The sequence below is a fragment of the Paenibacillus sp. FSL K6-1558 genome (genome assembly GCF_038002565.1).
In the GTDB taxonomy this organism is placed as follows: Bacteria; Bacillota; Bacilli; order Paenibacillales; family Paenibacillaceae; genus Paenibacillus; species Paenibacillus polysaccharolyticus.
Genome location: NZ_JBBOCV010000001.1, coordinates 4217804 through 4242827, shown reverse-complemented (window position 1 = coordinate 4242827; position 25024 = coordinate 4217804). Strand labels below are relative to the sequence as shown.

Genomic DNA, 25024 nt, shown 5'->3' with positions numbered 1-25024 from the left:
TTAGTTTACAGCATACATCAATTCCAGTCATTGTAAATAAACTAGGAGTATTGATTCATTTTTCTGTCAGCATTCGTCACAAGAAAACCAACTATATAACATATATATAACGTAATTTTGGGCTATAGCCCTATAAAACCCATTACTTATGTCACGTTTTATTACAGACCAATTGCTATCAGCAGGATGTCTATGTATGATTAAATAACCACTTTGCAATAATGCCTTTTTATCCCATTTTTACTCTCCATTGCAGAAAGGGTGTGTGTTCTTGATTGAATTTAAACGTGTGCAAAAGCATTTCGGTCATTTCCATGTCCTCAAGGATATTCATCTTCGTATCGAAGAAGGAGAAGTCGTCGTTATTGTCGGACCTTCAGGTTCTGGCAAAAGTACGTTGCTCCGTTGTATTAACCGCCTGGAGACCATCAGTGAAGGTGAGCTCGTTGTCAGCGGCATTCCTCTGCATCAGAAAAAGGTGGACATCAACCTCTTCCGCCGCGACATCGGCATGGTTTTTCAACATTTCAATCTGTATCCCCACAAAAAAGTCATCGACAACATCACTCTTGCACCCGTCAAGGTGCGTAAGCAACCCAAAGCCCAAGCCGTAGCAACCGCTATGAAATACCTTGAACGGGTCGGCATTGCCGATAAAGCAGACAGTTACCCATCCCAATTGTCCGGTGGACAACAGCAGCGTGTAGCCATTGCGAGAGGACTCGCCATGGAACCGAAGATTATGCTTTTTGACGAACCCACGTCCGCCCTTGATCCTGAGATGATCGGGGAGGTTCTGGATGTGATGCGCTCCCTTGCCCACAACGGCATGACCATGGTCGTCGTTACCCACGAGATGGGATTTGCCCGTGAGGTGGCAGACCGGGTCATTTTCATGGACGAGGGCCGGATCGTCGAAGAGGCTCCCGCAGTAGATTTTTTTGACAATCCCCGAGAAGAAAGAGCACAACAGTTCCTTAGCCGCCTGATCCATCATTAACCTCTTCGTACTTTCACCCAGACGTTAATCCAATCATTTATGCTCACTCCACATTTTGAAAGGGGTCTTAAATTGATGAACAATAATATGAAGTTCCCGTCTTTAACGTTAATGTTGGTGCTCATGTTATCTCTTGTATTGTCTGGCTGTAACTCCACTGGTACAAACACACCCTCCGCGAGCGGTGGGGGCGATGCGGAAGCGCAAGGTACGATTGAACGGATTAAGGAACGCGGCAAGCTGATTGCTGGCGTGAAATATGACACGAAGTTATTTGGACTCAAAGACCCGGCAAGTGGAGATGTGGAAGGCTTTGATATCGATATTGCCAAGGCACTGGCCAAGCAGATTTTGGGAGATGAAACGAAGGTCGAACTGAAAGAAGTAACGTCCAAAACACGGATACCGATGCTGCAAAACGGAGATATCGACATCATCATTGCGACGATGACCATCACGGATGAGCGTAAAGAGCAAGTGGATTTCAGTGATGTGTACTTCGAGGCAGGCCAATCCCTTCTGGTGAAAAACGACAGTGCCATCGCTGGTCTGGAGAGCCTGGATGGTGTGAAAGTGCTTGCCGTGAAAGGCTCTACGTCTGCACAGAATATCCGCGAGAAGGCACCGAAAGCCGACGTGCTGGAGTTTGATAATTATCAAGATGCGTTTACAGCGCTGAAAGCAGGCAAAGGCGAGGCGCTGACGACCGATAACATCATCCTCATCGGCATGCAGCAGACGGACAACAACTACAAGTTGGTTGGCGGCAACTTCACTAGTGAGCCATACGGCATGGCGATTCGCAAGGGCGATACGGCTTTTGTAGAAGAAGTGAACAAGATGCTGAAAGCCCTGAAGGATAGCGGGGAGTATGACACGTTGCATGAAAAGTGGCTAGGTAGCAAGCCTGAATAGTCCAAGTACCTGATGATGAGCAAATCTACCATCAGCTAAACATTCAATATACACTGCAAGCATCTGCCGTATACGAGAAATACGTATGCAGCAGATGCGCTGTTGTTTTATTTTCACACCTGGAGAACGGGGGCTCTTGTTATGGGCACATTGGATTTCAGCGTACTGTTCAGACACTCCGACCGCTTTATGGAAGGATTTCTGAATACAATTCAAGTGAGCGTGATGGCTCTGATTGGCAGCTTTGTACTCGGGGCCATTCTGGCGATCTTTCGAATCTCACCGGTCAAACCGTTGAACTGGTTTGGTACGGCCTTTGTTGAATTTATCCGCAACATTCCCTTGTTGCTGGTTGTGTTTTTTTTCTATCTCGGACTGCCTTCGCTGGGTATTTCTCTGGATGGATTTGTCGCGGGCACACTGGGACTAACCATATACACGGCCGTTTTCATCGCAGAAGCGATTCGGGCAGGCATCCAAACTGTACCTCGAGGTCAACTGGAGGCCGCACGTTCATCGGGACTGTCTTATGTACAGGCCATGAATCTGGTCATCCTGCCGCAGGCCATCAAAATTGTACTGCCTTCCATTGGCAATCAATTTATTAATCTGGTCAAAAACTCATCCATCCTGGCGGTTGTGGCCGGCATGGACTTGATGTATTTTGCCGACATTGTGAACTCCGATACGTTCCAGCCACTAAGCGTCTACACCATCGTTGCTCTGTTCTATCTGATACTGACCTTACCGCTCAGCTTTCTGGTGCATTATATGGAACGCAGATTTGGACAGAGTGATGCAGAAGCGCGCAAACCTAAAGGTAAACCGAAGAAAAACAAACCTGCCGGGCAGGTTACGATGTAGGGTATTACTACCCAGTCACATGTGGTGATTCATTGAACATATATCGCTCACCGAAGGAGGCATCGGATGTATGGACTTTAGCGGGGCCTATGAGTGGCCTAACCTTCGTTTCCTGTTGCAAGGATTTTGGGTGACCCTTCAAGTTGCAGGCTTATCCATTGTGTTCAGCTTTGTGCTGGGCACACTGCTCGGTACGATACGATTTACACGAATCCCCGTCCTCTCCCAGATTGTGGCGGTTATCGTAGATACCATTCGTAACCTGCCGCTGCTGCTCATCATCTTTTTTATCCATATCGTGCTACCACAGCTTGGTATTAAAATGCCACCCTTCTGGTCCACGGTTGTAGGACTGAGTCTGTTCGAAGGCGCCATGATCGCAGAAATCGTGCGAAGCGGCCTTAAATCTGTAGAACGTGGTCAGGTGGAAGCTGCCCGCTCCTCTGGCCTAAGTTACATGCAGACGCTCATCGGTATCATCATGCCACAAGCACTGCGCCGCATGTCTCCGCCCATGGTCAGCCAGTTCATCTCACTATTGAAGGATACGTCACTGGCCATTATCATCTCCCTGCCGGAGCTGATGCGCAATGTGCAGATCCTTGGAGGTCAAAGCTTCGATTACATCATCCCGGCGTTGTTGCTCGCTGCTGTACTCTATTTCATCATCAACTACTCCCTCTCGATCGTTGCCAGAAGACTTGAGGCACGAATGAACTAGGGAGGTGGGCGTTGTTTTGTTCCAGGTGCTTAGGTTCAGTTCCTTTGGTCTCCATTGCTTGTAGCAATGGTTTGAAGCTAAGCTACTCTATTGCTCCATGTTGAACAGTTTGAGGCTACCGCTACGGTTGCTCGCGATTCAACTGTCCAGCTTCAATACTCGAAGTGGAACTGCCAAAATACGAGCTAAACAAAGTAACGGTTCAACGTTCAAAAGCTCCCGTTCCACATTTTTCGTGGAATTGGAGCTTTTGAACTCTAACGATCTCAGATGAGCTTATTTAGCCATTTTTGAGGCATTTTCAATTCTAACGATCCGTAGGAAGCTTATTTTGCTGATTCAGGCCATTTTCCGCCCCATTCCGAGCAATCTTGGCAAAATAGCGTCACTGGTGGACCAATGTCAAGAAAGTAGACACTTACGCGACGGATTTGTCCGTAAACTTCTTCGCAAAACGAGTAGGGGAAAGATAACCCAGCGCACCATGCATTCGCTTGCGGTTGTAATAGAACTCAATGTACTGGTAAATGGCGTTATACGCCTCTTCTGGATTCTTAAAACGAGGGTTACAGTAAATGAGTTCCTTCTTCAAAATACTGTGCCAAGACTCGATACATGCGTTATCGTAACAGTTTCCTCGGCGGCTCATACTGAGCTCCATACCATACGATTTCAGTTGCTCCACGTATTCTTTTGACGTGTACTGTGAGCCACGATCCGAGTGATGGAGCAATCCTGGAGCGGGGCGTTTGGCCTGGTAAGCATCTTTCAATGCATCTAACACCAAGCTCGTTTCCATATGGTTGTACAGGCGCCAGCCCACAATCTCACGCGTACACAAATCCAGAACACTGGCGAGATATAACCGGCCTCCACGGCAGGGAATGTAGGTGATATCGGTGACCCATGCAGTGTTCGGTTTGGACGTTTGAAATTGCTGGTTCAGCGTATTGGGTGCAATGGGATGATGATGGTTAGAATCCGTGGTCTGGACACGATACCGAGGACTGTGCACGGAACGAAGATTCATTTGACGCATGTATATACTGACGGTACGGGAAGAAATTTTGTATCCTTCCAGATGGAGCGCATACGTAATTTTCGGACTCCCACACCGCTTCTGGTGGTCGTAGAAATGAAACCGAATACGCTTCATGATTTCAGTTCTCCGGCGCTGTTGCTTACTGGTTAGATCCATCCGCCACTTGTAATATCCGCTCCGTGACACGTGTAACAGAGTGCACATCTTCTCCAAAGAAAACAGGGAGCGATGGTCTTCCACAAACTGAAATCTTAATTCTTTGGTTTGCTGAAGATGTGCACTGCTTTTTTTACAATAGCCAGTTCCTCTTGCGTGTCCGCAAGCGTATGCTCTTTCTCTTGAAGTAACCGGCGCATTTCTTTAAGCTCTGCTTCCAGTTCTTTCACTCGATCTACGCTAGCTACGGGCTCATGTTTAAGTTCACGATACTTGCCCATCCACTGGTGTAATGTACTTTTTGGAATGTTGAGTTCTTCTGCCAAGTCTCCGAGTGTCTTGGTCTGTTCTTGAATAAATTTTACCGTTTGTTTCTTGAATTCTTCATTGTATCGTTGCCGTTGTTCTCCCATGTGGACACACCTCCGTTAGCCTTATTATCCTTCCGTCCGTTAACGGGTGTCCACTTTTTATTCTAGCTCCACTGGGGATCGTTAGAATTTTTTTGTCTACTTTTTTGCCCAAATAAGGCTTCTGGTGATCGTTAGAATTTCACCACTGTGCGGTTACCCTAACTTCGTTCCCTTTTCCGCTCAAATTGCCGCACCATTTTGACGCAACTCTGCTTGCAACAGTGATACAGGAAGCTTTGCAGGCGGAAGTTTCAGCTTTACCGCCATAGCCGCAGCTGTTCCCGAAGCTTCTCCCGTTGCCATACAGCTTGGGGTCAGTCTGGTTGTGGCGTGAGCCTCATGTGTCGTGGAGATACAGCGTCCGGCAGCCAGCAAGTTGCTGATATTTTGCGAGAGCAGCGAACGATAGGGAATATCATACGCACCATCTCCTTCAATAAAGGCTGCAGTCACGCCCTGCCCGGAGGGATCATGAATATCGATAGGATAACCGCTTCTAGCGATGACATCGTCGAACTTCCGTCCTGCAACGACATCTTCCTGAGTCAGCGCATAATGCCCAATGACACGTCTGGATTCACGAATGCCGATCTGTGGGGCTACAGCCGAGATCGAAGCTCGTTCGAAACCAGGCACATCATTCCGCAGAAATTCGGCAATCATCAGCACCTGCTTTCGTCCCTCCTGTTCAGCTTCGGTTAAATCCACAGCATTGGTGGCATCAAGCCCCTGCACCCGGGTACAGTTAATCAACACTTCATCAGCCGCCGGTCCGGTGAAAAATAACACCTGATCGCGTTGAATCGGCACTGCCGCTCTCTTCCAGTGTGAATAGAAGCCGCTCACGCCCGTTAACGGAATCGTGTCCAGTTCGGCAAAAGGTGTTTTCTCATAAAAATCCTCCGGATGCTCCTGCATATACTGCTTCACACGCCCGAGATCCACGCCGCGCATACGGAATTTCATCGTCATGGGCTGAGATTGGCTGTCTTCCTCCCGCCCCTTCGCTATAGTGGCCCCAGCCAGATAAGCCACATCCGCATCACCGCTCGCATCGACAAATACGTTCGCCTGAAGCTCCAGCTGACCGGATTTGTTCGTCACTCGCACCGCCTCTACTCGGTCATCCACCGTAGTAACACCATCTACGAAGCTGTGCAGCAACAGCCGAACACCCGCTTCTTTCAACATTTCTGCCGCGACCACCTGATAGACGGCCGGATCGTACGGTGTCACGCTATGCACAAAACCAACCGTATCACGCAGATGCCCGGGAGAACCGCCACGTGCCTGCAAGCGATCCACAATCTCCTGTGCAATCCCCCGAATGACCTGCTCACCCTGCTCGGTATGAAACGTCATCCACGGGTAGACCATAGCAGCCGTTGACATCCCGCCAACAAATCCGTAGCGTTCCACTAGCACCACGCGAACACCCTGCCTCCCTGCTGCAATCGCCGCCGCTATTCCCGCGGGGCCGCCTCCGACAACGACAACATTCGCCGTTTCCCTTTTGACATTCGCCACTTCATTCAAACATGCCCTCTCCCTTCCATACGATATGCTGCCCTTCCAATCGCCTGATGCCTGATGCATCGTGCCTCTGTCTGTCTGACTTCCCGATCCCGACTACTCCTTCAATCCCGTCATCGCCACTCCCTCAATGAAACGCCGCTGCGCCAGGAAAAAGACGATCAATAGCGGCACCGTCGCCATCACGGTTGCACTCATCAAATACTGCCAGGCTGTGCCCACCTCATCCGTGAACAGGGACAACCCCAGCGGCAGCGTCATTACCTCTCTCGAATTGATAAAAATCAACGGATCGAAGAACTCATTCCAGCTCGTCACAAATGTAAAAATCGTCAGCGTCGCCATACCCGGCTTGGCAAGCGGAAGCATAATCTGCCAATAAATCCGAAATCGGCTACAGCCATCAATCATGGCCGCTTCCTCCAGCTCGGTGGGCACCGTAATAAAGAACTGCCGCATCACAAAGATGCCAAACACGCCGCCCGCGCCAAAGATCGGCAATAAAATCAGCGGAAGATGCGTATCGATCCACCCCAGCTGCCGCATAAACAGAAACATCGGAATCGCTGTGACTTCATGCGGAATCATCATCGCGCTCAGCAAAATGAGAAAGACCACATTCCGTCCCTTAAACGGAATCTTGGCAAAGGCGTACCCAGCAAGCGAGGAAAAAAACACCGTGCCAAGCACCACCAACGCAGAGATATACACACTATTCCCGTAAAAACGGTGAAACGGAATCAATCGAAACACATCGATATAATTCTGAAATTGCAAGCTGTCCGGTATCCACTGCGGCGGATAGGTAAATATGCTCTGCGGTTCCTTGAGGGATGTCGAGACCATCCAGATCAACGGAACAATCATGATCAGCGAAACTGCCGACAGTATCAAATAGGTGCCAACCGCAGCCCCGAACCTTCGGCCTGACAAACTAGGCATCGCCTTCACCAAACACCCACCTCTTTCGAAGCTGCCATTGCAGCAGCGTCAGAATCAGCACAATCAGGAACAGCACATACGCAAGGGACGAAGCATAGCCGAACTGAAACAGCTTGAACGCTTTTTCCCAGATGTAATAGACCAGAACTTTCGTGCTGTTGCTCGGCCCGCCTTGGGTCATGACATAGATCTGTCCAAATACTTTGAGCGACCCAATGACGGTCATCACGACGGTCAGAAATACGGTCGGCGTGATCATAGGCAGGGTGACGTTGAAAAAAGAAGCCCTTCTGCCCGCGCCGTCCAGTGTCGCCGCTTCGTACAAGGAACGCGGGACTTGCTGAAGTGCTGCAATGAACAGCACCATGTTCAGACCGACATTTTTCAGCACACTCGTCACAATGACCGCAGGCATGGCCAGGTTCGGATCATATAGCCAGGCAGGGCCTTTAATGCCCATCATCAGCAATAGCTGATTGATCAGCCCCGACTCTGTTGCATACATCAGCTTCCACACGATGGCCCAGACAATTAATGACGTCATCACCGGGACAAAAATGGCCGTTCTGAACAGGCCAATCCCTCGAATGCTTTTGGATAAGAGCAGGGCGAGCAGCAAAGCGAGTACGATATTCAGCGGCACCAGACCTGCCGTAAAGTAAACCGTATTGCCAAGCACTTCCCAGAACATGGCGTCCGTCATAATATCCCGGTAATTGTTCAGTCCGATAAAATGGTGATCCCCAAGCAGCGGCCAATCCGTCAGGCTCATATAAAACGCAAGCCCCATCGGGAACAGAAGCAGCAAAGTAAAGCCCAGCACCATCGGTGAAATAAACAACCAGCCAGCAATCTGCGCTTCCCTGGCGAGCGGCCCTCCACGCCTCCGCTTTTTGGATCGGCTCACGAGCCATCCCTCCCAGTCAGACGATCTATGGCATTGCGGAAGCTACTCACCGCTCTACGCAGCTCATCCTCCGTTTTGCCTGTAACCATGGCCCCGAGCATAATCGCCTTGATGCCGCTATGGTGAAGCACGGGAACATCCTCCGGTACCAATTTACGCTGGGAAGGGACAAGTACCGGTACCCCGGCCTGCAAGACCAGTTGCCGATAACGAAGCACGTCCGCAAAGCTGAGCGGGGTGCCGTATTCTTTGCCGGGTACAATCGAAGCCTCCAATGCAGTAAAGCCGAAATGTACAGCAGATGCCACTAAAGACACATCATACTCGTTGTTAATCGCAAACGTAGATTCCACTCCAAAGTCTTGCAGCATAAAAGAAGGCAGATGATGCGCATAGATGGAGTAGAAATCAAAGCCTAGATCCGCCAGGCGCTCCACATCTTCTCTCCGTGTCCCTTCGATACTCCCGGATGGCACAACGCCGAACGGACCAGCGAACTCCGAGCGGATCGCCCGAAATACCTCGGTGTACTCATCCAGAGAACCAAAATGGTTGCCACTTGCGCGATGGCCCACATTAAAGTGCACCTTCAGAGCATCCGCACCTTCCTCCCGTGCCGCCCGAGCCAGTGCGAGATCGTTCCCGGGCAGACTGACGATGAGCGACAGCGGTTTTTGCTCCAGCATGGCTTGCAGTTGACCTGTCTTTTGCACATGCTGCTTAGCCCGAAGTTGATCGACTTGATGTGAATGTTGCGGGTTCTGGGAGTTCTGCCAACTCTGAGAATGCTGCATCTGTTGCGACTCCTTGGTCTGCTCCGTCCGCTGACCCTTCTTCATGTCTTCCACCTGGTTCATCCCCTCACTTCTCTCACTTCTCTCACTCTGCATACGCCCCATTCACTTTTTTTCCGTCATTTTTCTTTCCGTCATTTTCCCGTCTTCCCTACGCTCTATCTTATTTACGCTTCATCTCCCGCACTCCTTCACTCTCCAACTCTTCAGGGCTGCAATATGCGCTGCACTTCCGTCTGCATTTGTTTCAAATTTTCCTCTGGCGAGGCTGTACGGGCGAATAATCGGTCAAAACCTTGCAGTACCGCGTTATCAATATCCTGCCAGCGGATATGTCCAGGAATCAGACGAGCTTTCGGCATTTCATCAATGACCGCCTGCACGATATGCTCTTTGCTCGGGTTGTTCGGCTGCTGGATGAAAGCATCGGAGTTCAGCACCGAAGTACGCGCAGGCACAAAGTACGTCGCGGTTGCTTGCGTTCCCTGTTCACTGGCAAAATACTTCAGCAATTTCTTCGTCTCCTCCGGGTGCTTACTATCCTTGAACATGGCATAGCCCGCCTGCCCCAGCATCGGTACGCTGCCCTGTGAACCGGACGGCATAGGGGCAATGCTCCATTCAAAATCCTTGATCTCCCTCGCTTTGGACACATAGCTGTAGTTATCGAAGAACATGCCCACATTGCCTGCATCAAAGCTCACCTGTTCGCCCGCTTTCGGGTGAGATTCGTCGGTAAACATCATGCGTTCCAGCATCGCGAAGGTCTGCACACCGTACTGGTCATTCCAGGTAAACGCTGTCATATCTTCGTTGAACGGCCCGCTTCCGTTAGACCAGGAGTATGAAGAAAGCACGGCCCAGGTCTTCCAGTCCCGAAAAAAGTTAGCCCCATAGATGCGATTCGCCGCATCCTTGCTGGTTATCGCTTTGGCAGAAGCCTCGAACTGCTCCCACGTCCACTCGCCTTTGGCAGCCAGCGTATTCGGATCGGTCAGCCCAGCCTTGTCAAACAGCGTCTGATTATAAAACATCACCACAGGCGGTGTGGAAAACGGCAAGCCTAACAGTTGATCTCCCTCACGGAAGAGATCCAGCGTGCTGGGAATGTAATCGTCCAGCTTGAATTGTGCATCATCCTTGAACGCCGACACGTCGGCCAGGATGTGATTGGACTTGAATTGTGGTATCATGCGTTCCGATACCCAGGCCAGATCAGGAAGCGATCCGCCAGCGGCAAGCACCGATATTTTCTGCTGATAGTCGGCAAAGGGTACCGATTCCATCGTTACCTTAATGCCCGGATTCTCTTTGGTAAAGCCATCGATCAGCTTGTTGTACACATCAATGTGTGCCTGATTGCCCCACATCATGAACTTCAGCTCTACCTTGTCGTTCTCTCCACCAGAGGCGTTAGAACCCCCGCCCGTATTGGTGCTAGTACACCCGATTAGAGCTGTGATCATAAGCGCGAGAATCAGCATCAGTCCTGCCTTTTTCATGGAAATCCCCCTTATGGACGTTATGGTATTCCTGTGCCACCCCAGTATATCGAAAGCGCTGCTTGCTCCTAAATCACGTCAGTTGCAGAAATGGTACGTTTTTTAAAGAGATTTACTCGTGGCTCTGTCCCTGCCCTCATACAGTACTCGCCTAAATGCTCTCTATACTTCGCTCGTCCAAACTCTTCTAAACCAAGAGGCATTGTACTAGTGCTAATCCCTTGCCTTTACTCTCTGTTTCTTACTACTCCCCACGCTGTACACCATATCCGTCACGGTACTCCCCTGCCGTACACCCCATCTGCTGTTTAAAAACCAACATAAAATGTTTCGGACTCTGATATCCAGATAACCGGGCAACGTCATAGATTTTGAGTCCGGTGTTGGCCAGCAGCCACTTGGCACGTTCCATTCGAGCCTCCGCGATATATTCCGAATAGTTGATGCCCGTCTCGGTTTTGAATAATTGGCTCAGATACGTCGGGTTCAGATTGACCAGTGAAGCAACCGTCTGGAGCCGCAGATCACCATCGGGATGCTGGTGGATATGCTCTTTCACGCTACGAATAATTTTGCGAGGTTCCCCGTGTTCCGGGTTGGCTGCGCCAGAGGTTTCGGGGATGGGAAGTGTGGAGAGACCATACCTACGGTCCAGCAGCGATTGTATTTTTTGCAGACATTTCACCAGTTCATGACGTTCGATTGGCTTCAAAAGATAACTTAATACCCCGTGTTCCATCGCCCTGCGTGCATATTCGAACTCCCCGTACCCGCTGATGATAAGCATCAGCAGATCAGGGTACATCTCTCTCGCTAATGAAACCAGCGTCAATCCATCCATCTCGCGCATACGGATATCCGTGATTAGTACATCCGGCACTTCACAGCGCAGTACCTCCAATGCCTCGGCTCCGCTTGCCGCTTCCCCCACCACCTGAAACTGAGGGGATGCCTGTACAATCAACTCTCGTAACCCCTGACGAATCACCGTTTCATCCTCCACAAGCAGTACTTTATACATGCGTATCAATCCCCTTTCCGTTGAAGGTGAATGGATAAAGTCACAACCAGCCCTTGTCCGGGGCTGCCATCAACAGTTAGTCCGCTGTCTTTTCCATACACCAGATGCAGCCTTTGAGCGATATTGTGCAACCCCAGACTTTCCCCGGCATGACGATGCAGAATGGGATTAGCGGTTGGGTATACGTTTTGTCCAGAAACGGTCTGCCCAGAAACGGTCTGCCCAGAGACAGAAGCATTTAACCGATCCAGCTCCTCCTGTTCCATCCCTTTGCCGTTGTCCCGAACACTGATGAGCAGTTCCTGATCGAATAAAACGGCAGATACCCAGATCATGCCGCCATTATTACCACCCGTGCTGCCGCCTGCTAGCCGTCCTTCGATCCCATGGCAGATTGCATTTTCCACCAGCGGTTGCAGGATCAGCTTGGGAACAAGACAGTCGTTAACCTCTTCCTCCATGTCATAAATAATCTCCAGTTCACCGTTGTAACGCACTTGCTGAATTCGTACATAAGAATCGACAAACGCCAGCTCTTCCCGCAGCGTCACCATGCGATCTGCCTTATCAATGGTGTATCGAAGTAACCTGCCAAGCGCTGTCACCATGGCAGATACTTCGGCATGCCTCTGGCGGACAGCCATCATGTTGATCGACTCCAGTGTGTTGTATATAAAATGAGGGTTCATCTGGCTCTGTAGCGCCGACAATTCAGCCTCCCGTTCCTGAATTTCGAGCATATACACCTCATGGAACAGACGGTGGATCTCCTCCATCATCCGGTTAAATCCCCTGCTGATCTGCCCCAGTTCATCACTGCTGTACTGAGTAACCCGCTGACTGAAATCCCCCTGTTCCACACGAATCATATGATGTTTCAGACGGATAAGCGGACGTGTGACCCTATACGATACGAGTACGGCGAGGATCGCTACAGCCGCCATACAGAGAAGAGCAAGTCCCATCGTAAAGGTCAGCATCTCCCCAGACTCCTTTTGAATGACCGTAATTGGCGTCAGACTGATCACGGACAACCCTGAATATCCTGAATGATGCTTTACATGGAGATAAGATCTTCCCTCCAGCTCTATCTTCTGATTGTCTGCATAATCCTGAAGCTTTCCATGAGATAACAAAGGAGCATAAGCGGATAAGCCGTCTGTTGACGTTTTTTCAAAAATAAGACGTTGCTGGCTATCCACGATCATCAGACTTGCCTTTTGCTCAAAATTCAGGTTGGATAATAGCTGTCCAAATGCCTCCAGCCGGATATCGATCAAAATGTACCCCAGCCGCTGTAGCGTTCCCGGATCACGCAGCTCTCTGCCCACGCTGATGTATTCCGCTTCCTGACCTCTTACGTAGTAGCCGGGAATATGTGGAGGAAGCAAGTGCCATACGCCTTCGGTGCCCCTCAGTTCGGCAAACCATTTCTCTTGGCTGCCGTCCCAGACGGGTTTGACCGCAAGGGAGTCCAGATTGGAGAACAGGATGCCGCTGTTGCTGATCAGATGAATGCCTCGAATCTCTGGCCGATCATAGGCTTGAGCTGACGTATACAGCTTCATTTTCTGATAATCATCCGACTTGGCCCACGTCCCTGAACCCATCGCCCCATCGTACTTCCGCAGGATTCTAAGAACGGTCTCGTCATAAAGCGGCAAGAGCGACAACCGCTCCATATCCTTGAGCAGCCGGTTCAAATTTGTGTTGATCTGCCGCACCATATCAATGGTGAATTGCTCCGTCTTCTTATCCAGCGTCTGTGAAAAATGGGCGTAGCTCATCACCCCCTGCAAGCTAAGTGGCAAGAGCGTTAATGCCAGAAAAAGCACTAGCAGCTTGGAGCGCAGGTTTATGCTTTTTCGAATCGAGCTGAAACCTATGAAATCTCGAATAGAACGAAAACCTTTCAGTGTCCTTTCTGCCATTCACTTGTCCCCCTCCTTCGTTTCATTGTATGAACCCTCGCTGTTGTTCGATGAAATGGTTCAATCCGTTGGAACCAACAGATGCATCCATTCCGGGTGAATTGAGGTCATCATATCCAGTTTAGAGATGTCGTGACGATCCTGTAAGCTATGGATTTAGTACGGAATTTCAAAAGGGAGGTGAGTGAGATGGAGGGCTCTTCTGGGAGTAAGTTGGGGGAGCGTGATTTATCTTTCGGAAAACATTAAAAAGCCGAATGCAGTTTTGCAGTCGGCTTCTTTTGGGTCACATCAAAAAACCGACTGCATTAAGCAATCGGTTGTCTCTTCATCACATGTTTATATTGAAAACGATAGTATTCATTGATTAGCTCATCCAACACCATGGACTGCTCGAGGACTTTGTTATCCTGCATGCCATGATTCTCCGCCAACCGACGTAACTTTTGCCTATCCCGTTCAATTCGATCTTTAATCTGCATCGGTTCACCCATAGCATGCACCCCCTCGTTTTACATCATTTTAGGATACATTGCCAAAAAATTCATATTTTATTCCTTTGCAAAATCAAATGATTGTTTGCAAAGGTTTAGTTTCATAACTTAAGTATTTTAAAATATGTCCATTAATCAAAAATACATACAACATATGGATACGCGGTCTTATGTTTTATCCACATATCGTGATCCATCCACATTTCACAGAAACGCCAAGTCAGGATTCACCCCATCACCCATTTTAATAAATGTGTCATATGATCCGCTAAAGGTGTTTTTACCTTGATGAATAAAACCCATTGGTGTCGAATGCAATCCCTGTCATATCAATCGTTTTTTTCTAATCGCTGCAAGGGTGATGGCTGTGGCGATTCGGTGTTAATTGCTTAAATAATCAAAACAAAAAGAAATAGACCGCCCCCGCTAAGGTAATGATCTATTTCAGCTACCTATGCACAGCCACCACCCTTAGAAGCGGCTGTTGTAAAAAGTAGGGATGTTAGCGCATCCTTGCTCTTTTTTATTATCTTCAATTTAGCACAGTTTGTTGCACAAGTTAACTCTTTACTGGTAATTATTGTCGTACAATTTTGAGTAAGGGCAAGTGGCAAAGCTGGTAGATGATCTCCTTCTCATCAGGAATACCTTGTATTTCTGACGGACGTTTAACCACATTTGCGATCAGATCAAGTCGTTTTGCCAGACCCATTTTTTTGTTGCTACAATTTAGAAAACAGGGCTGTCCCTAGCCAATTTTATGACTTATGGGACAGCCCCTGCCTTATTTATTTCGTAATGAATTTGCTAAATACAACATTAACATCCCTAAAAATATCAATAATATTCCTTCAATTTTATACGACCAAATCTCTGAGTTTATAAAACTACCAAAGATATCAGAGGTATCAGACTTTACATTTTGGTATTCTGCCAAAACCAACATAGCTTTGTCCATACCCCAATCAGTACTTTGAGCAATAAACTGAAATCCAATAACAAATAATATAATAGAACAGATAAGGGGAACTAAGAAATTCATTTTACTTTTCAAATTTAAATTCTCCTTTAGTAATATAGTATCGCTATTGTATGCGTTATTAAATTACCAAAATTGTGAAATCAAGTCTAGTCATTAACCAATAGTATCTCGCCAGTAAAAATATAACCCCGTTGGTTCTTCACATTCATAAGTACCACTAATATGAGTAAGCTATATATTTTGCTAATGACTACAAGTGCTTTTTATAACATATTATGCTTTGCATAATATTGTAAAAATAATTCTTTAGAAAGAGCATTACATTCTTCCTTTTCTAGGATGTGAAAATAAAAAATAGCTTTTCCCCTCTCCGTCCTCGGTTAAAATTAAAAATGAGTAACTGCGTTTTTTGAAAATGCAACACTTCTCCCTACTTCACCTGCTCCAAAAACGCTAAGTCAGGATTCACTCCATCTCCCATTTCAATAAATGTCTCATATGACCCACTAAAGGTTATTTTACCTTGATGAATAAAATGCAGAACACACTGGATATTTGCAATATCCTGCAAGTGATGGTTCGAGACCAGTACAGTGCACTCATTATGGAGTGCAAGCTTTTCGATCCTTTTTAGAATATGATAACGCATCTCAGGATCGATTCCCGCTAGTGGCTCGTCAAAGATGTACAATTTCCTCTTCATTAATGTGATAGCCAAAATACACAGATAGCGCCTCTCCCCAACAGATAGTTGCCCAAACTCCATATGCCATACACGCTGTACCAAATCAACCTCAGCTGGACTCATAGCTTCATCTACATAAGGTTCATTATTCACTTCAATACGGTTGGAGTGGTCAGAATACAGAAAAAAACGAAAAAGATCCTTAGCCTTTAAGGTTAGAGGAAATAACAAACCCTGCAGCTGGTAGATGATCTCCTTCTCATCAGGAATACCTTGTATTTCTGGCGGGCGTTTTATCACATTTGCGATCAGATCAAAGTGATCTCAGGCTCCTGGGTAAACCACTGATAGTTAAAAATGAAAAACGCAATAAGGGGAAATAACAGATACCATACGAATGCCACTTTGTTGCTTAACATCATTTTAGTAAACAGACGGAAGTATTCACGAGTTATCTTCAAAAATCAACCTCCAATTGATCCATTGTTACATGCTGTATTGAAAGTTAACGCAGATAAATATATTCCAATTATATAATATTTTTCTAAATATTTTATAGTATTCTATAAGAAATGTTATTAGATATAGTCAACTTCTATCAAAAGGATGAATTCATACAATATAGAGCCCAAAGATTGCTCTATCTTCTTGAACCATCTTCAAATATATGTTAATTTAACTACATAGAATTACATAGTAGGTGGTGTATCAGTTGAAGAATGAAATGATCAAAGGATATATCGATGGTATTGTGCTCTCCATTCTGAGTCAAAGGGATGCATACGGGTATGAGATATCTCAATATATCAATCAAGTCACCGATGGAGCATTTCTGCTGAAGGAAGGTACGCTGTATCCTGCATTAAAGAGGCTGGAAGCCAATTCTTACATTGAGGGCTACTGGGGTGATCAAGAAGGTGGCCCTAGACGAAAATATTACAGGATAACAGATGATGGCCAACTTCGACTTGAATCGATCAAAACCTCATGGGAACAAAATACACATATCATTAATATTTTCTTAGGAGGAACGGCGAATGGACATTCAATCCTATTTAGACCAAGTTTTTAAGAAATCATTCTTATCTAAACGAGAACGTAGCGATTTAGCCGAAGAAATGGCTACTCATTTACACTCCTCCAAGGAGCATCATATCAATGAGGGATGCACTGAAGAACAAGCCACCACCAAAGCTATAGCGTCTTTTGGCGATCCGATCAGCATAAAAACTAAATTGACTCAAGAGACTTATGGTCTATCAAGTAAACTGATCCTACAGTTTATAATCATGAGCTTAATCCTGTATTTTAGCTCCCTGTTCGCAGGAGTAGTTCTTCATTATTATGATGTTCATAACAGAGTGATCGAACTTCTCCCTGTAGCCTTCATTACAATATGTGCCTTGAGCAGTGCTCTGTTGCTGACTCGCAAAAACACTGATCGTTGGTGCCTACTGTCGGTTCCCATTTTATTTGGATTAGGATACTTGCAGGCATATCTGGGTCTTTTCAAAAATATGTTTGGTGGCCTCGATTCATTTACGCTTTTTGAGAATTTATTTTTCAGCGGCGCTTATGATTTTTCAGGGCGCAATAGCTTCATGCTTATTGGTGGTCTGATCCTAGCTGTTCAAACACTCATTTTGTTTGTTATCAGCAAAAATATCTACATCTCTTTGATGCCCTTCGCCTTCTCTATCTTGTATACAGTTTCTCATATGGTCATTTTCGGATCATATTATCTATTCTTTGGGGATCATTTTAGTTCAGCTGTCACCAATGGATACAACGTTTTTGCCGCTGGTAATATTCAACGTCTCTCAGATATCGGTGTAAAATTAGGTATGTGTCTTGTATTGTTTTTCACTTTAAGTTCATTGAAGAAGCTGATCTTTAAATCTAAGCTTCAGGCTGGATGAGTTGGAATGATATATAATGTTTAATTAAAAAATAGGTCGCTTGTAATTATGAGAGCTGGCTTATTTTCCATGTATATATCGATTTCATACTATTCGAAATACTCTTATGGTAGGTACCAATTTCATTATCACAACTCCATCACTCAGACCACTTTTATGTAAATTATATTAAAATCTATTATTTTGCATCGGTTAATCTATGAAAACATAAAAAGGTTTACTTCCTCATTCGGAAATAAACCAATAAAGTATCCATAGATACTCCCCTATACCTTATGTTACAATCCTCCAGCACCATGACCTAATAGTACATAAATCTGTTCTTTCACATCAAACTGACTTATAGGAAAGATGCTAATAATCACAACACTAAACAAGAGTATAGCCATGATTTTTTTTATTTTCATAATAGCCGTGAACCTCCTCCATTAGATTGCGATAGCTATTTTCCACTTCTTTAGATGCAAAAGACCTGTACCTCTCAAAGAGAGCAACACATTGTATTATGTCATTAGAATTATTAATTCTAATAGCTGAATTCAGACAAGTGACCAGCTTTTCCATTCCTTCTGCGTACCGCCCTCTGTTAAAAAGATACATTGCGAGTTCAAATAAAAGTTTAGAGTATTGATCATTCTTTATTTGCTCATTGTACCCTTCAGTTAAGTTTTTATCGCTCAGCATTAAATTAAAAGAGTTTTCAAATTTCAGTAAAATATAATCTATATCCATTTCAAATTTATTTGCCGCTTCAATAATTTTAACAAGAGCAGTAAGAGTTTCTCCTTCATTTTGTTCAACCCAAGCTAAATATACCGGAAGAATCTCTTTCTTCCCCATCATCAGATTATATAAATATGTGTTGGCCTCAGTCCATCTATTAAACATATCGATATAAACATTATCTTCGTCACTAGAATTCAACACACTAGTTAAATCAGCATTTTTTCTTGTATATAACAGTGCCTCAGTATACTCACCTTGCCACTCACATGCAGTGGCTTTAAGCAAGTTTGAATATGCCTGGTACACAAATAAAGGGTAAGCTGTGACCCTGTTCTCTTTACTAATTTTTTTCTTAGTATAGGATTGGATAATTTCCGCTTTCCGTCCCAGATCATCAGCAAGTGAAAATGATTTGTCCCAATACCTTAAAGCCAGATACGTATTCGCCAAATCCTTGATCGCATCCAGCTGCCTCTCCTCATCCAAACGATTAATATACGGCTCGAAGTGTACCGCTGCACGGAGATTGTCATGCTGATTCTGACCGAGCGAGAGGGTGAAGATGCGATACTGGCAGAGGGCCAGGCGCTCGGAATGCTGGTATTTCTCGCACTCGGCTACACATTCATATAACATACGGGCAGCTTGTTGCTGACCGCGCTCCAGCATACCTTCGGCCATCTCGAACAGTTCCGAGATATAGGAACGATCATCCGTTACTTGTTGAATCACCCGCTGGATGCAGTCCAGCTTGTCCAATTCCGCACAGCGTTGCAGGAAGGGCTCAAGCCTTCGCCAGTGTGGAGCCGACTCTACGAAGCACTCCCCACCATACGTCTCGTAGAAATAGCCTTCCTCCAGATTCATGCCCTGGGTAATCAGATCAAGCTGCGCCATGGCGATGGGGCGTGTTCCCTTAATAATGGCGCTAAGCGTTCCAGCGTTCACTCCCGATATATCTGCAAAATATTGAAGGGTATATCCCTGTTTCCTGATGTAATCCTCAATCGTTGAGCGTATCGTAGTTGCAGGTTCCATGTATCCCACCTCCACAATTAAAATCCAGAAATTTGAATTTATATGATTAGACCAATTTTAATCCTAAATTTTACAGTGGTCAATAACAATCGTGGCAATAAATTTACATTTTTATGCAAGCACAAGAACTTCTACATCTCCAGCTTGTCTTCGCCTCGAATTGCTTATAGAAAAAATCCATTAGAAGAATGGACAGGAACATGATACAGTTATTCCAACTTCAATATCCTACTATTTCCATAGGATTATACAACACGGACAGACACGAACTGCCAAGTTCAGTGTGGAATGATCCCCCAATATTAAACAAGCACGAAACTCCCTTCGTCCCCAAACCAACGGACACATGGCCCTCTGCCATCTCCCCGATCTTCCAGGTATAGACTTCGTTTGGCTACGCAGTAACCGTATCCCCGGGTAATTCGGTCTTTCTCCGAATTGCCCTTTCCCTTTTCCTTTTCTTCTCTTCTTCTCTTCCTTCACTATCACATGCTGCTATCACTTATTGCTATGCCTCAGACCCGATGCCTTTGAATACCGTGCCTAGCAGCAACTCCACAAACGTATCATCCATCGGCTCGCCCGTGACCAGCATCCGGTAAAATACAGGCCCGTAGATCATGTCGATATACAGCCCAATGTCCAGTCCCTGCTTCAATTCGCCACGTTCCACGCCTTTCTCCAGAATGCCCCATGCTTCACGGCGGCGCGGCTGAATATATCTGCTACGGTATTCTTCCGCAAGGGCGGGATCAGACTGCCCTTCTCCGATGATCTGTGTAATGACTTTCCCTTCGGCACTTGTCAAAAATTGAACCAGGTTCCCTGCATGAGCACGCACATCCTCATATACAGACCCCGTATCCGGCACAGGCAACCTGGCCGTTAACGCCGACATGTACCCGTCCAGCATAACAGCACCTTTACTTGGCCACCATTTGTAGATGGTGGCTTTGCTGACCTGTGCACGTTCGGCAATCTTTTCAATCGTCACCGCTGCAAACCCATCCTCCAGTAGCAGTTCATACGCCGCGGCAAGAATGGCATTCTGGGTCTCCATGTTGCGGGGACGTCCTCTTTTTGCAGTCATTGCTGACCCCTCCATTGCAATCATCTCTATAAGCTCAACCAAAGTATTTACACAACCAATTCAATAACAGAATAACCGTTGAATCGCTGTTATCTCCAATAAAAAATACGATACGTTCATTATACTAAAATACAGCTTCGATATACATTTTTAAGCTCCCGGCAAGATCATTATATTTCCGTCATCTTTATGTAAAATCACTTTGTTCTGTAACTGCCTATTTACAATACTAAACGTATCGTATATTATTTAGATGTAATTAGTAAACGGATCGTTCATTAATTAAACCAACACATCATTCTTAGTGAAAATGGCAATTGAATAACCATCATACACTTTTATTGGAGGTTGATCTTATGGATACCAAACAGAAACCAAGCACCAACCAGACTCAGACGACCGTGCCCGCCTGGATGATTTTTCTGCTCGCCGCTTCCTGCGGTCTGATCGTAGCCAACCTGTATTATGCTCAGACCGTTCTTGGGCCGATCAGCAGCACTACAGGTCTCTCGTCTGCCGCAGCCGGATTAATCGTAACACTGACACAGATCGGTTATGTCATTGGACTGCTGTTCATCGTACCGCTCAGCGACATTATCGAGAATCGCCGTTTAATGGTTCTGTTTCTCATTGTACTTGTACTAGCGTTAATCACCGCCACCTTCTCCACCAGTGCTTTCCTCTTCCTGACGGCGTCACTGCTCATCGGCATCGGTTCTGTCGTTGCGCAGATTCTGGTGCCGTATGCGACTTATCTGACTTCGGAAGAGCAGCGCGGGCAGGTGGTCGGCAATGTGATGAGCGGTCTGCTACTCGGCATAATGCTCGCACGCCCTGTCGCCAGCTTTATCACCAGCGTGTTCGGCTGGCAAGCGGTCTTTGCATTCTCGGCCGTGGTGATCGCATTGCTCATGCTGTTACTGTCACGGGCACTTCCAGCGCATCGGCCTGATCCCAACCTGACTTATGGACAATTGATTATCTCTCTCGGTACACTGCTTCGCACCTTGCCGATGTTACGGCGTCGAGCGTTCTATCAGGCCAGCTTGTTCGGCGCATTCAGCCTATTCTGGACGACGGTGCCTCTTCGACTGGCAAACGATTTTGGCCTGTCGCAGCAAGGAATTGCCTGGTTTGCTCTTGCTGGGGTAGGCGGCGCCATTGCCGCTCCGATTGCCGGAAGATGGGCAGACCGCGGTTTTACCCGAGTGCTCACCGGAGCCGCTATGGTCATTGCCGCAGCTTCCTTTGGTCTGGCCTATCTGTTCCAGAGCCATTCCACACCGGCCTTGATCCTGCTGGTCGTGGTTGCCATTACGCTGGATATGGCTGTTTCCGGTAACCTGGTGCTAGGTCAGCGCATCATTTACTCCCTTGGCAATGAGGCAAGAGGACGTGTGAACGGCTTGTTTATGTCGATCTTTTTCATCGGTGGTGCCATCGGTTCTTCGCTTGGAAGTTGGTCATATGCCCATGGCGGCTGGAGCCTCACGACACTCATTGGTCTGATCATGCCCCTGCTCGCGCTGCTATACTATTTAACAGAGAAAAAGGTTACAGCCGTGAGCGGCACATAACCTGTATCTTATCTGTACTTGCACCTGCATCTTCATCACCATATACAGAGCATTCATCTAAAAATTTCTCTTGTACAAAATACGGGCAGAGGCCATCCATAGGATCGCTTCTGCCCTTCTTGTTATGTTCGTAACCCTTATGTTCGTACCCCGCATCGACAAGCTTTTCTGTCGTCCGCTAGTCTCCGGTACTCTGCTCCGTTCTGTTCCGTTCCAGCTAGGCGCGACAGCCTGCTTGTTGCAACTGCACCCCAGTTGTACTCCATTTAAAGCGTATCCCCAAACCCGCCTTATTCATTACACTATTTCATCACACTGAACTTCTTGGTCGCCGTCCGAACGGACTCGTCTTCTCCCCATACAATGACACCTACGACTTTGGCCGCCTCCAATGTCATCGATGCAATTTCACTTGCATATTGTTCGAAGGCGTTATTCAGGGACTGTCCTGTCTGTGTAAAAACAAGATGTTTCAATCCGTCCTGATTCTCGGCACAGGTCTTAGCCAGATTGATCAGTTGATTCTCCCCCGCCTTCAGAATAACGGTGCTATAGCGGATGCCAGCATGCTGAATGCCGCTCTGATCCCGTACAGGCTGATCGGCATATAACTCCGGTTCGTTGAGAGCAGCTTGTCCCATAAGCAGTGCTGCCACATTGGCTGCGGCTCCTTGCTCCAGATTTTTATCCAGTATAATTGCAATTCTCTTCATACGAGTGCATTCACCCTCTGTGGTTTTTTCGTAAAACATACCCATGGCATTTGAATGCCTTCACGCAACACTTTATACGTTACCAGTCCGTAATGATCCGCACAGAGCTGGTTCGTGAGCGCAATGGAGGTTTCAGTATTCAGCATGACCTGCCTGCAGGCCTCCGGGTTGGATGATACTGTGCTGCTCTCTCTATAGGCAATATTCAGTTCAGATAACAAGTATGTCGTCGCCGGATGATGAAAAATCGTATCAATCTGCTCCGGGCAAGCGGCGTGGAAGCCGGACAGCACCAGTGCAGGGATCTTCTCTACAAAACTTTCGGACACGACCAGATCTGAATCCATAATGAAACTGTTCAGCTTGGGATACGCTCCAGGCACCAGCAGACAGGAAATCACACCGGATTTCAGATCTTCTGCAGCTGCTTCGAATTCGGGGTATGGCTTAATCATATCCGAATTATCCATTTTTTTCGCAATATGCATGCTGCAAGTCAAGAATCCTTCATCGTCACCCAATGTGCCCAGTATGGCATATTTCTCTTTATTTATATCCATTTTTCTCCATTACCTCCCATTTATTTTCCAATTCGGTACGATACTATACCAAAAAATTCCTGCTGTCAATTAACACTTCAACGCAACAAAAATATGTACAATCGTGCATAAAATTTTACAAATAATGTATTGAAAACTGAAAATAATGAGCTATAATGTTGTGAAAACCATTCATTATTTCAAATTTTATCCAGGAGGACATATGAAAACGATCGTATACATATCTGATTTCAGGCTTCCCTTTGGTTTAAACTTCGTGAAACCCTTGACCAAATATACAGACTGCCGAAAAATTCTGATTATTGAACGCCATCAATTACATCACCCTGAACGGCTTGAAGCTTATTTTGATGAGATTAGATACGTTGATCATCTCGAATCTGTGGACGCCATCCGGGCACATATGCAACAAATCCTGCAATCTCACTCCATCGTTGCTCTGTTAACTCCGGGTGAGAATGCCATCGAGATCGGCGGACAACTCCGTTCCGAGTTCGGCATTCCGGGCATACAGCGCAATCAGGCCGAAGCGGTTCGGAACAAATGGATTATGAAACAAATGTTGCATCAGCGCGGAATCCGCACGTCCAGAACGGCCATTGCGCTCCAGCAACAGGACTATCTTCATTTCTCTGCTACGTATGGTTTCCCCATCATTGTGAAGCCGCTCAGCGGTTACGGCAGTATCAACACGTTCAAATTGTCCAGCATGGAAGAACTGTTGCATTACCTTCAATGCACAAGACAAGAACAGCAACGGGATTTGCTGGAAGAATTCATTCATGGCACAGAGTTCCACTGTGACTCCATTGTGTGCAAAGGAGAAGTGGTCTTTGCTTCCGTTTCCCAATATCTCTACAACTGTCTGGATATCGCAACGCAGCAGAAACCTCCAGCTAGCATTACTTTCCCCAAAGGCACAGAAGCGGATTTTATCCAGCGAATCGAGAACATCAATAGACAAGTTATTGCCGCGCTTGGCATCAATCAATCAGTGACCCATGCCGAACTGTTCCTCACGCCGGAAGGCGAAGTGGTTTTCGGAGAGATTGGAGCCAGAATCGGGGGTTCACATGTGATGCCGCCTTGCATCAAGAACACGCATGGTGTGGACTTTTTCGAAGCAGTGACGGATCTGGAACTCGGTACATATACCTTCATGCAGCAGGAAACCAGTAACAAATTCACGGGTATGATCTGCTTCCCCTCCCGCGCAGGAGTGATCCAGCACATCTCCGGCAGAGACGATTATGCGGACGTTCCAGGCATCATTGAATTTAACGTCTCCTATGAAGTGGGGCAACACGCCGGAGCTGTCAATGACACGATGACCCGCTCAGGGTTCGCTATTGTGGAAGGTGATTCGTTCGAGGAATTACGTCAGACGTTACTGGAGATGTACGACCGATTCGTCATTGAGGTAGCGGTTCCCGAAAACGTATAAGATCGTGAATACGCGGTAGAGATCGACCTGAACGTAGTTTTTTTTTTACTGGGAT

General features: G+C 46.7%; 25 protein-coding genes. 8 read left to right on the top strand and 17 right to left on the bottom strand.

Annotated features, from left to right (window positions below; genetic code table 11):
• Positions 1 to 250 precede the first annotated feature (250 nt).
• From MHI38_RS18440 to MHI38_RS18425, 4 genes are all read left to right on the top strand, one after another.
• Positions 251 to 1000: an amino acid ABC transporter ATP-binding protein gene (locus tag MHI38_RS18440; protein ID WP_276539760.1), complete on the top strand. Its 750-nt coding sequence runs from the start codon at positions 251 to 253 to the stop codon at positions 998 to 1000.
• 75 nt (positions 1001 to 1075) lie between these two features.
• Entirely contained in the window at positions 1076 to 1915 is an 840-nt protein-coding gene (locus tag MHI38_RS18435; RefSeq protein WP_341181511.1) for an ABC transporter substrate-binding protein, read from the top strand.
• Between the two features lie 141 nt (positions 1916 to 2056).
• Complete coding sequence (locus MHI38_RS18430) at positions 2057 to 2779, top strand: amino acid ABC transporter permease (RefSeq protein ID WP_090918871.1); 723 nt, start codon at positions 2057 to 2059, stop codon at positions 2777 to 2779.
• A 70-nt stretch (positions 2780 to 2849) separates the two neighbouring features.
• Complete coding sequence (locus MHI38_RS18425; protein ID WP_154959977.1) at positions 2850 to 3500, top strand: amino acid ABC transporter permease; 651 nt, start codon at positions 2850 to 2852, stop codon at positions 3498 to 3500.
• A gap of 418 nt (positions 3501 to 3918) precedes the next feature.
• On the opposite strand, the gene MHI38_RS18420 is transcribed toward MHI38_RS18425, so the two are convergent.
• The 13 genes from MHI38_RS18420 to MHI38_RS18360 form a co-directional block, all read right to left on the bottom strand.
• Positions 3919 to 4782 (bottom strand): IS3 family transposase, encoded by an 864-nt coding sequence (locus tag MHI38_RS18420; RefSeq protein WP_341181302.1) that lies wholly within the window; start codon positions 4780 to 4782, stop codon positions 3919 to 3921.
• A gap of 11 nt (positions 4783 to 4793) precedes the next feature.
• On the bottom strand, positions 4794 to 5111 hold the full coding sequence (locus MHI38_RS18415; protein WP_090921784.1) for a transposase: 318 nt from the start codon (positions 5109 to 5111) through the stop codon (positions 4794 to 4796).
• 180 nt (positions 5112 to 5291) lie between these two features.
• Positions 5292 to 6638, bottom strand: a complete 1347-nt coding sequence (locus MHI38_RS18410) for an FAD-dependent oxidoreductase (protein ID WP_445667215.1) — start codon at positions 6636 to 6638, stop codon at positions 5292 to 5294.
• 102 nt (positions 6639 to 6740) lie between these two features.
• Positions 6741 to 7586, bottom strand: a complete 846-nt coding sequence (locus tag MHI38_RS18405) for a carbohydrate ABC transporter permease (RefSeq protein WP_341181934.1) — start codon at positions 7584 to 7586, stop codon at positions 6741 to 6743.
• On the bottom strand, positions 7579 to 8412 hold the full coding sequence (locus MHI38_RS18400; RefSeq protein ID WP_373323273.1) for a carbohydrate ABC transporter permease: 834 nt from the start codon (positions 8410 to 8412) through the stop codon (positions 7579 to 7581). Before MHI38_RS18400 ends, MHI38_RS18405 begins: the two co-directional genes overlap by 8 nt.
• A 77-nt stretch (positions 8413 to 8489) precedes the next feature.
• The gene (locus MHI38_RS18395; protein WP_341181509.1) at positions 8490 to 9392 is read right to left on the bottom strand and encodes a hypothetical protein; all 903 of its coding nucleotides are present in this window, start codon (positions 9390 to 9392) and stop codon (positions 8490 to 8492) included.
• Positions 9393 to 9493: 101 nt separating this feature from the next.
• Positions 9494 to 10789 carry an ABC transporter substrate-binding protein gene (locus MHI38_RS18390; protein ID WP_308723014.1) on the bottom strand — a complete coding sequence of 432 codons (1296 nt, stop codon included), beginning with the start codon at positions 10787 to 10789 and terminating at the stop codon, positions 9494 to 9496.
• Positions 10790 to 11033: 244 nt separating this feature from the next.
• Positions 11034 to 11810 (bottom strand): response regulator transcription factor, encoded by a 777-nt coding sequence (locus MHI38_RS18385; RefSeq protein WP_154959973.1) that lies wholly within the window; start codon positions 11808 to 11810, stop codon positions 11034 to 11036.
• A gap of 5 nt (positions 11811 to 11815) precedes the next feature.
• Positions 11816 to 13741 (bottom strand): cache domain-containing sensor histidine kinase, encoded by a 1926-nt coding sequence (locus MHI38_RS18380; protein ID WP_341181508.1) that lies wholly within the window; start codon positions 13739 to 13741, stop codon positions 11816 to 11818.
• Positions 13742 to 14049: 308 nt separating this feature from the next.
• A complete protein-coding gene (locus MHI38_RS18375; protein WP_341181507.1) occupies positions 14050 to 14235 on the bottom strand; it encodes an aspartyl-phosphate phosphatase Spo0E family protein in 186 nt (61 codons plus the stop codon).
• 784 nt (positions 14236 to 15019) lie between these two features.
• Positions 15020 to 15289, bottom strand: coding sequence for a hypothetical protein (locus MHI38_RS18370; protein ID WP_308723017.1), 270 nt, complete (start codon positions 15287 to 15289; stop codon positions 15020 to 15022).
• A 358-nt stretch (positions 15290 to 15647) separates the two neighbouring features.
• Positions 15648 to 16202, bottom strand: a complete 555-nt coding sequence (locus MHI38_RS18365) for an ATP-binding cassette domain-containing protein (RefSeq protein ID WP_308723018.1) — start codon at positions 16200 to 16202, stop codon at positions 15648 to 15650.
• Positions 16203 to 16210: 8 nt separating this feature from the next.
• The gene (locus tag MHI38_RS18360) at positions 16211 to 16363 is read right to left on the bottom strand and encodes a hypothetical protein (RefSeq protein WP_186809862.1); all 153 of its coding nucleotides are present in this window, start codon (positions 16361 to 16363) and stop codon (positions 16211 to 16213) included.
• Positions 16364 to 16605: 242 nt separating this feature from the next.
• On the opposite strand from MHI38_RS18360, the gene MHI38_RS18355 reads away from it, so the two are divergent.
• Together MHI38_RS18355 and MHI38_RS18350 are read left to right on the top strand one after the other, a co-directional pair.
• Positions 16606 to 16974, top strand: a complete 369-nt coding sequence (locus MHI38_RS18355; RefSeq protein WP_373323270.1) for a PadR family transcriptional regulator — start codon at positions 16606 to 16608, stop codon at positions 16972 to 16974.
• On the top strand, positions 16940 to 17821 hold the full coding sequence (locus MHI38_RS18350; protein ID WP_308723020.1) for a permease prefix domain 1-containing protein: 882 nt from the start codon (positions 16940 to 16942) through the stop codon (positions 17819 to 17821). The genes MHI38_RS18355 and MHI38_RS18350 overlap by 35 nt, the downstream gene beginning before the upstream one ends.
• Before the next feature lie 369 nt (positions 17822 to 18190).
• Here the strand turns inward: MHI38_RS18350 and MHI38_RS18345 are convergent, their stop codons facing one another.
• Complete coding sequence (locus MHI38_RS18345; RefSeq protein ID WP_154892029.1) at positions 18191 to 19495, bottom strand: transcriptional regulator; 1305 nt, start codon at positions 19493 to 19495, stop codon at positions 18191 to 18193.
• Positions 19496 to 20093: 598 nt separating this feature from the next.
• Positions 20094 to 20675 (bottom strand): TetR/AcrR family transcriptional regulator, encoded by a 582-nt coding sequence (locus tag MHI38_RS18340; protein WP_221790880.1) that lies wholly within the window; start codon positions 20673 to 20675, stop codon positions 20094 to 20096.
• 356 nt (positions 20676 to 21031) lie between these two features.
• On the opposite strand from MHI38_RS18340, the gene MHI38_RS18335 reads away from it, so the two are divergent.
• A complete protein-coding gene (locus MHI38_RS18335) occupies positions 21032 to 22252 on the top strand; it encodes an MFS transporter (protein WP_341181506.1) in 1221 nt (406 codons plus the stop codon).
• Positions 22253 to 22554: 302 nt separating this feature from the next.
• On the opposite strand, the gene MHI38_RS18330 is transcribed toward MHI38_RS18335, so the two are convergent.
• Both MHI38_RS18330 and MHI38_RS18325 read right to left on the bottom strand, forming a co-directional pair.
• Positions 22555 to 22965, bottom strand: a complete 411-nt coding sequence (locus MHI38_RS18330) for a DUF2000 family protein (protein ID WP_341181505.1) — start codon at positions 22963 to 22965, stop codon at positions 22555 to 22557.
• Positions 22962 to 23525: a hypothetical protein gene (locus MHI38_RS18325; RefSeq protein WP_341181504.1), complete on the bottom strand. Its 564-nt coding sequence runs from the start codon at positions 23523 to 23525 to the stop codon at positions 22962 to 22964. The genes MHI38_RS18330 and MHI38_RS18325 overlap by 4 nt, the downstream gene beginning before the upstream one ends.
• A 202-nt stretch (positions 23526 to 23727) precedes the next feature.
• On the opposite strand from MHI38_RS18325, the gene MHI38_RS18320 reads away from it, so the two are divergent.
• Complete coding sequence (locus tag MHI38_RS18320; protein ID WP_341181503.1) at positions 23728 to 24969, top strand: ATP-grasp domain-containing protein; 1242 nt, start codon at positions 23728 to 23730, stop codon at positions 24967 to 24969.
• Positions 24970 to 25024: the final 55 nt, after the last annotated feature.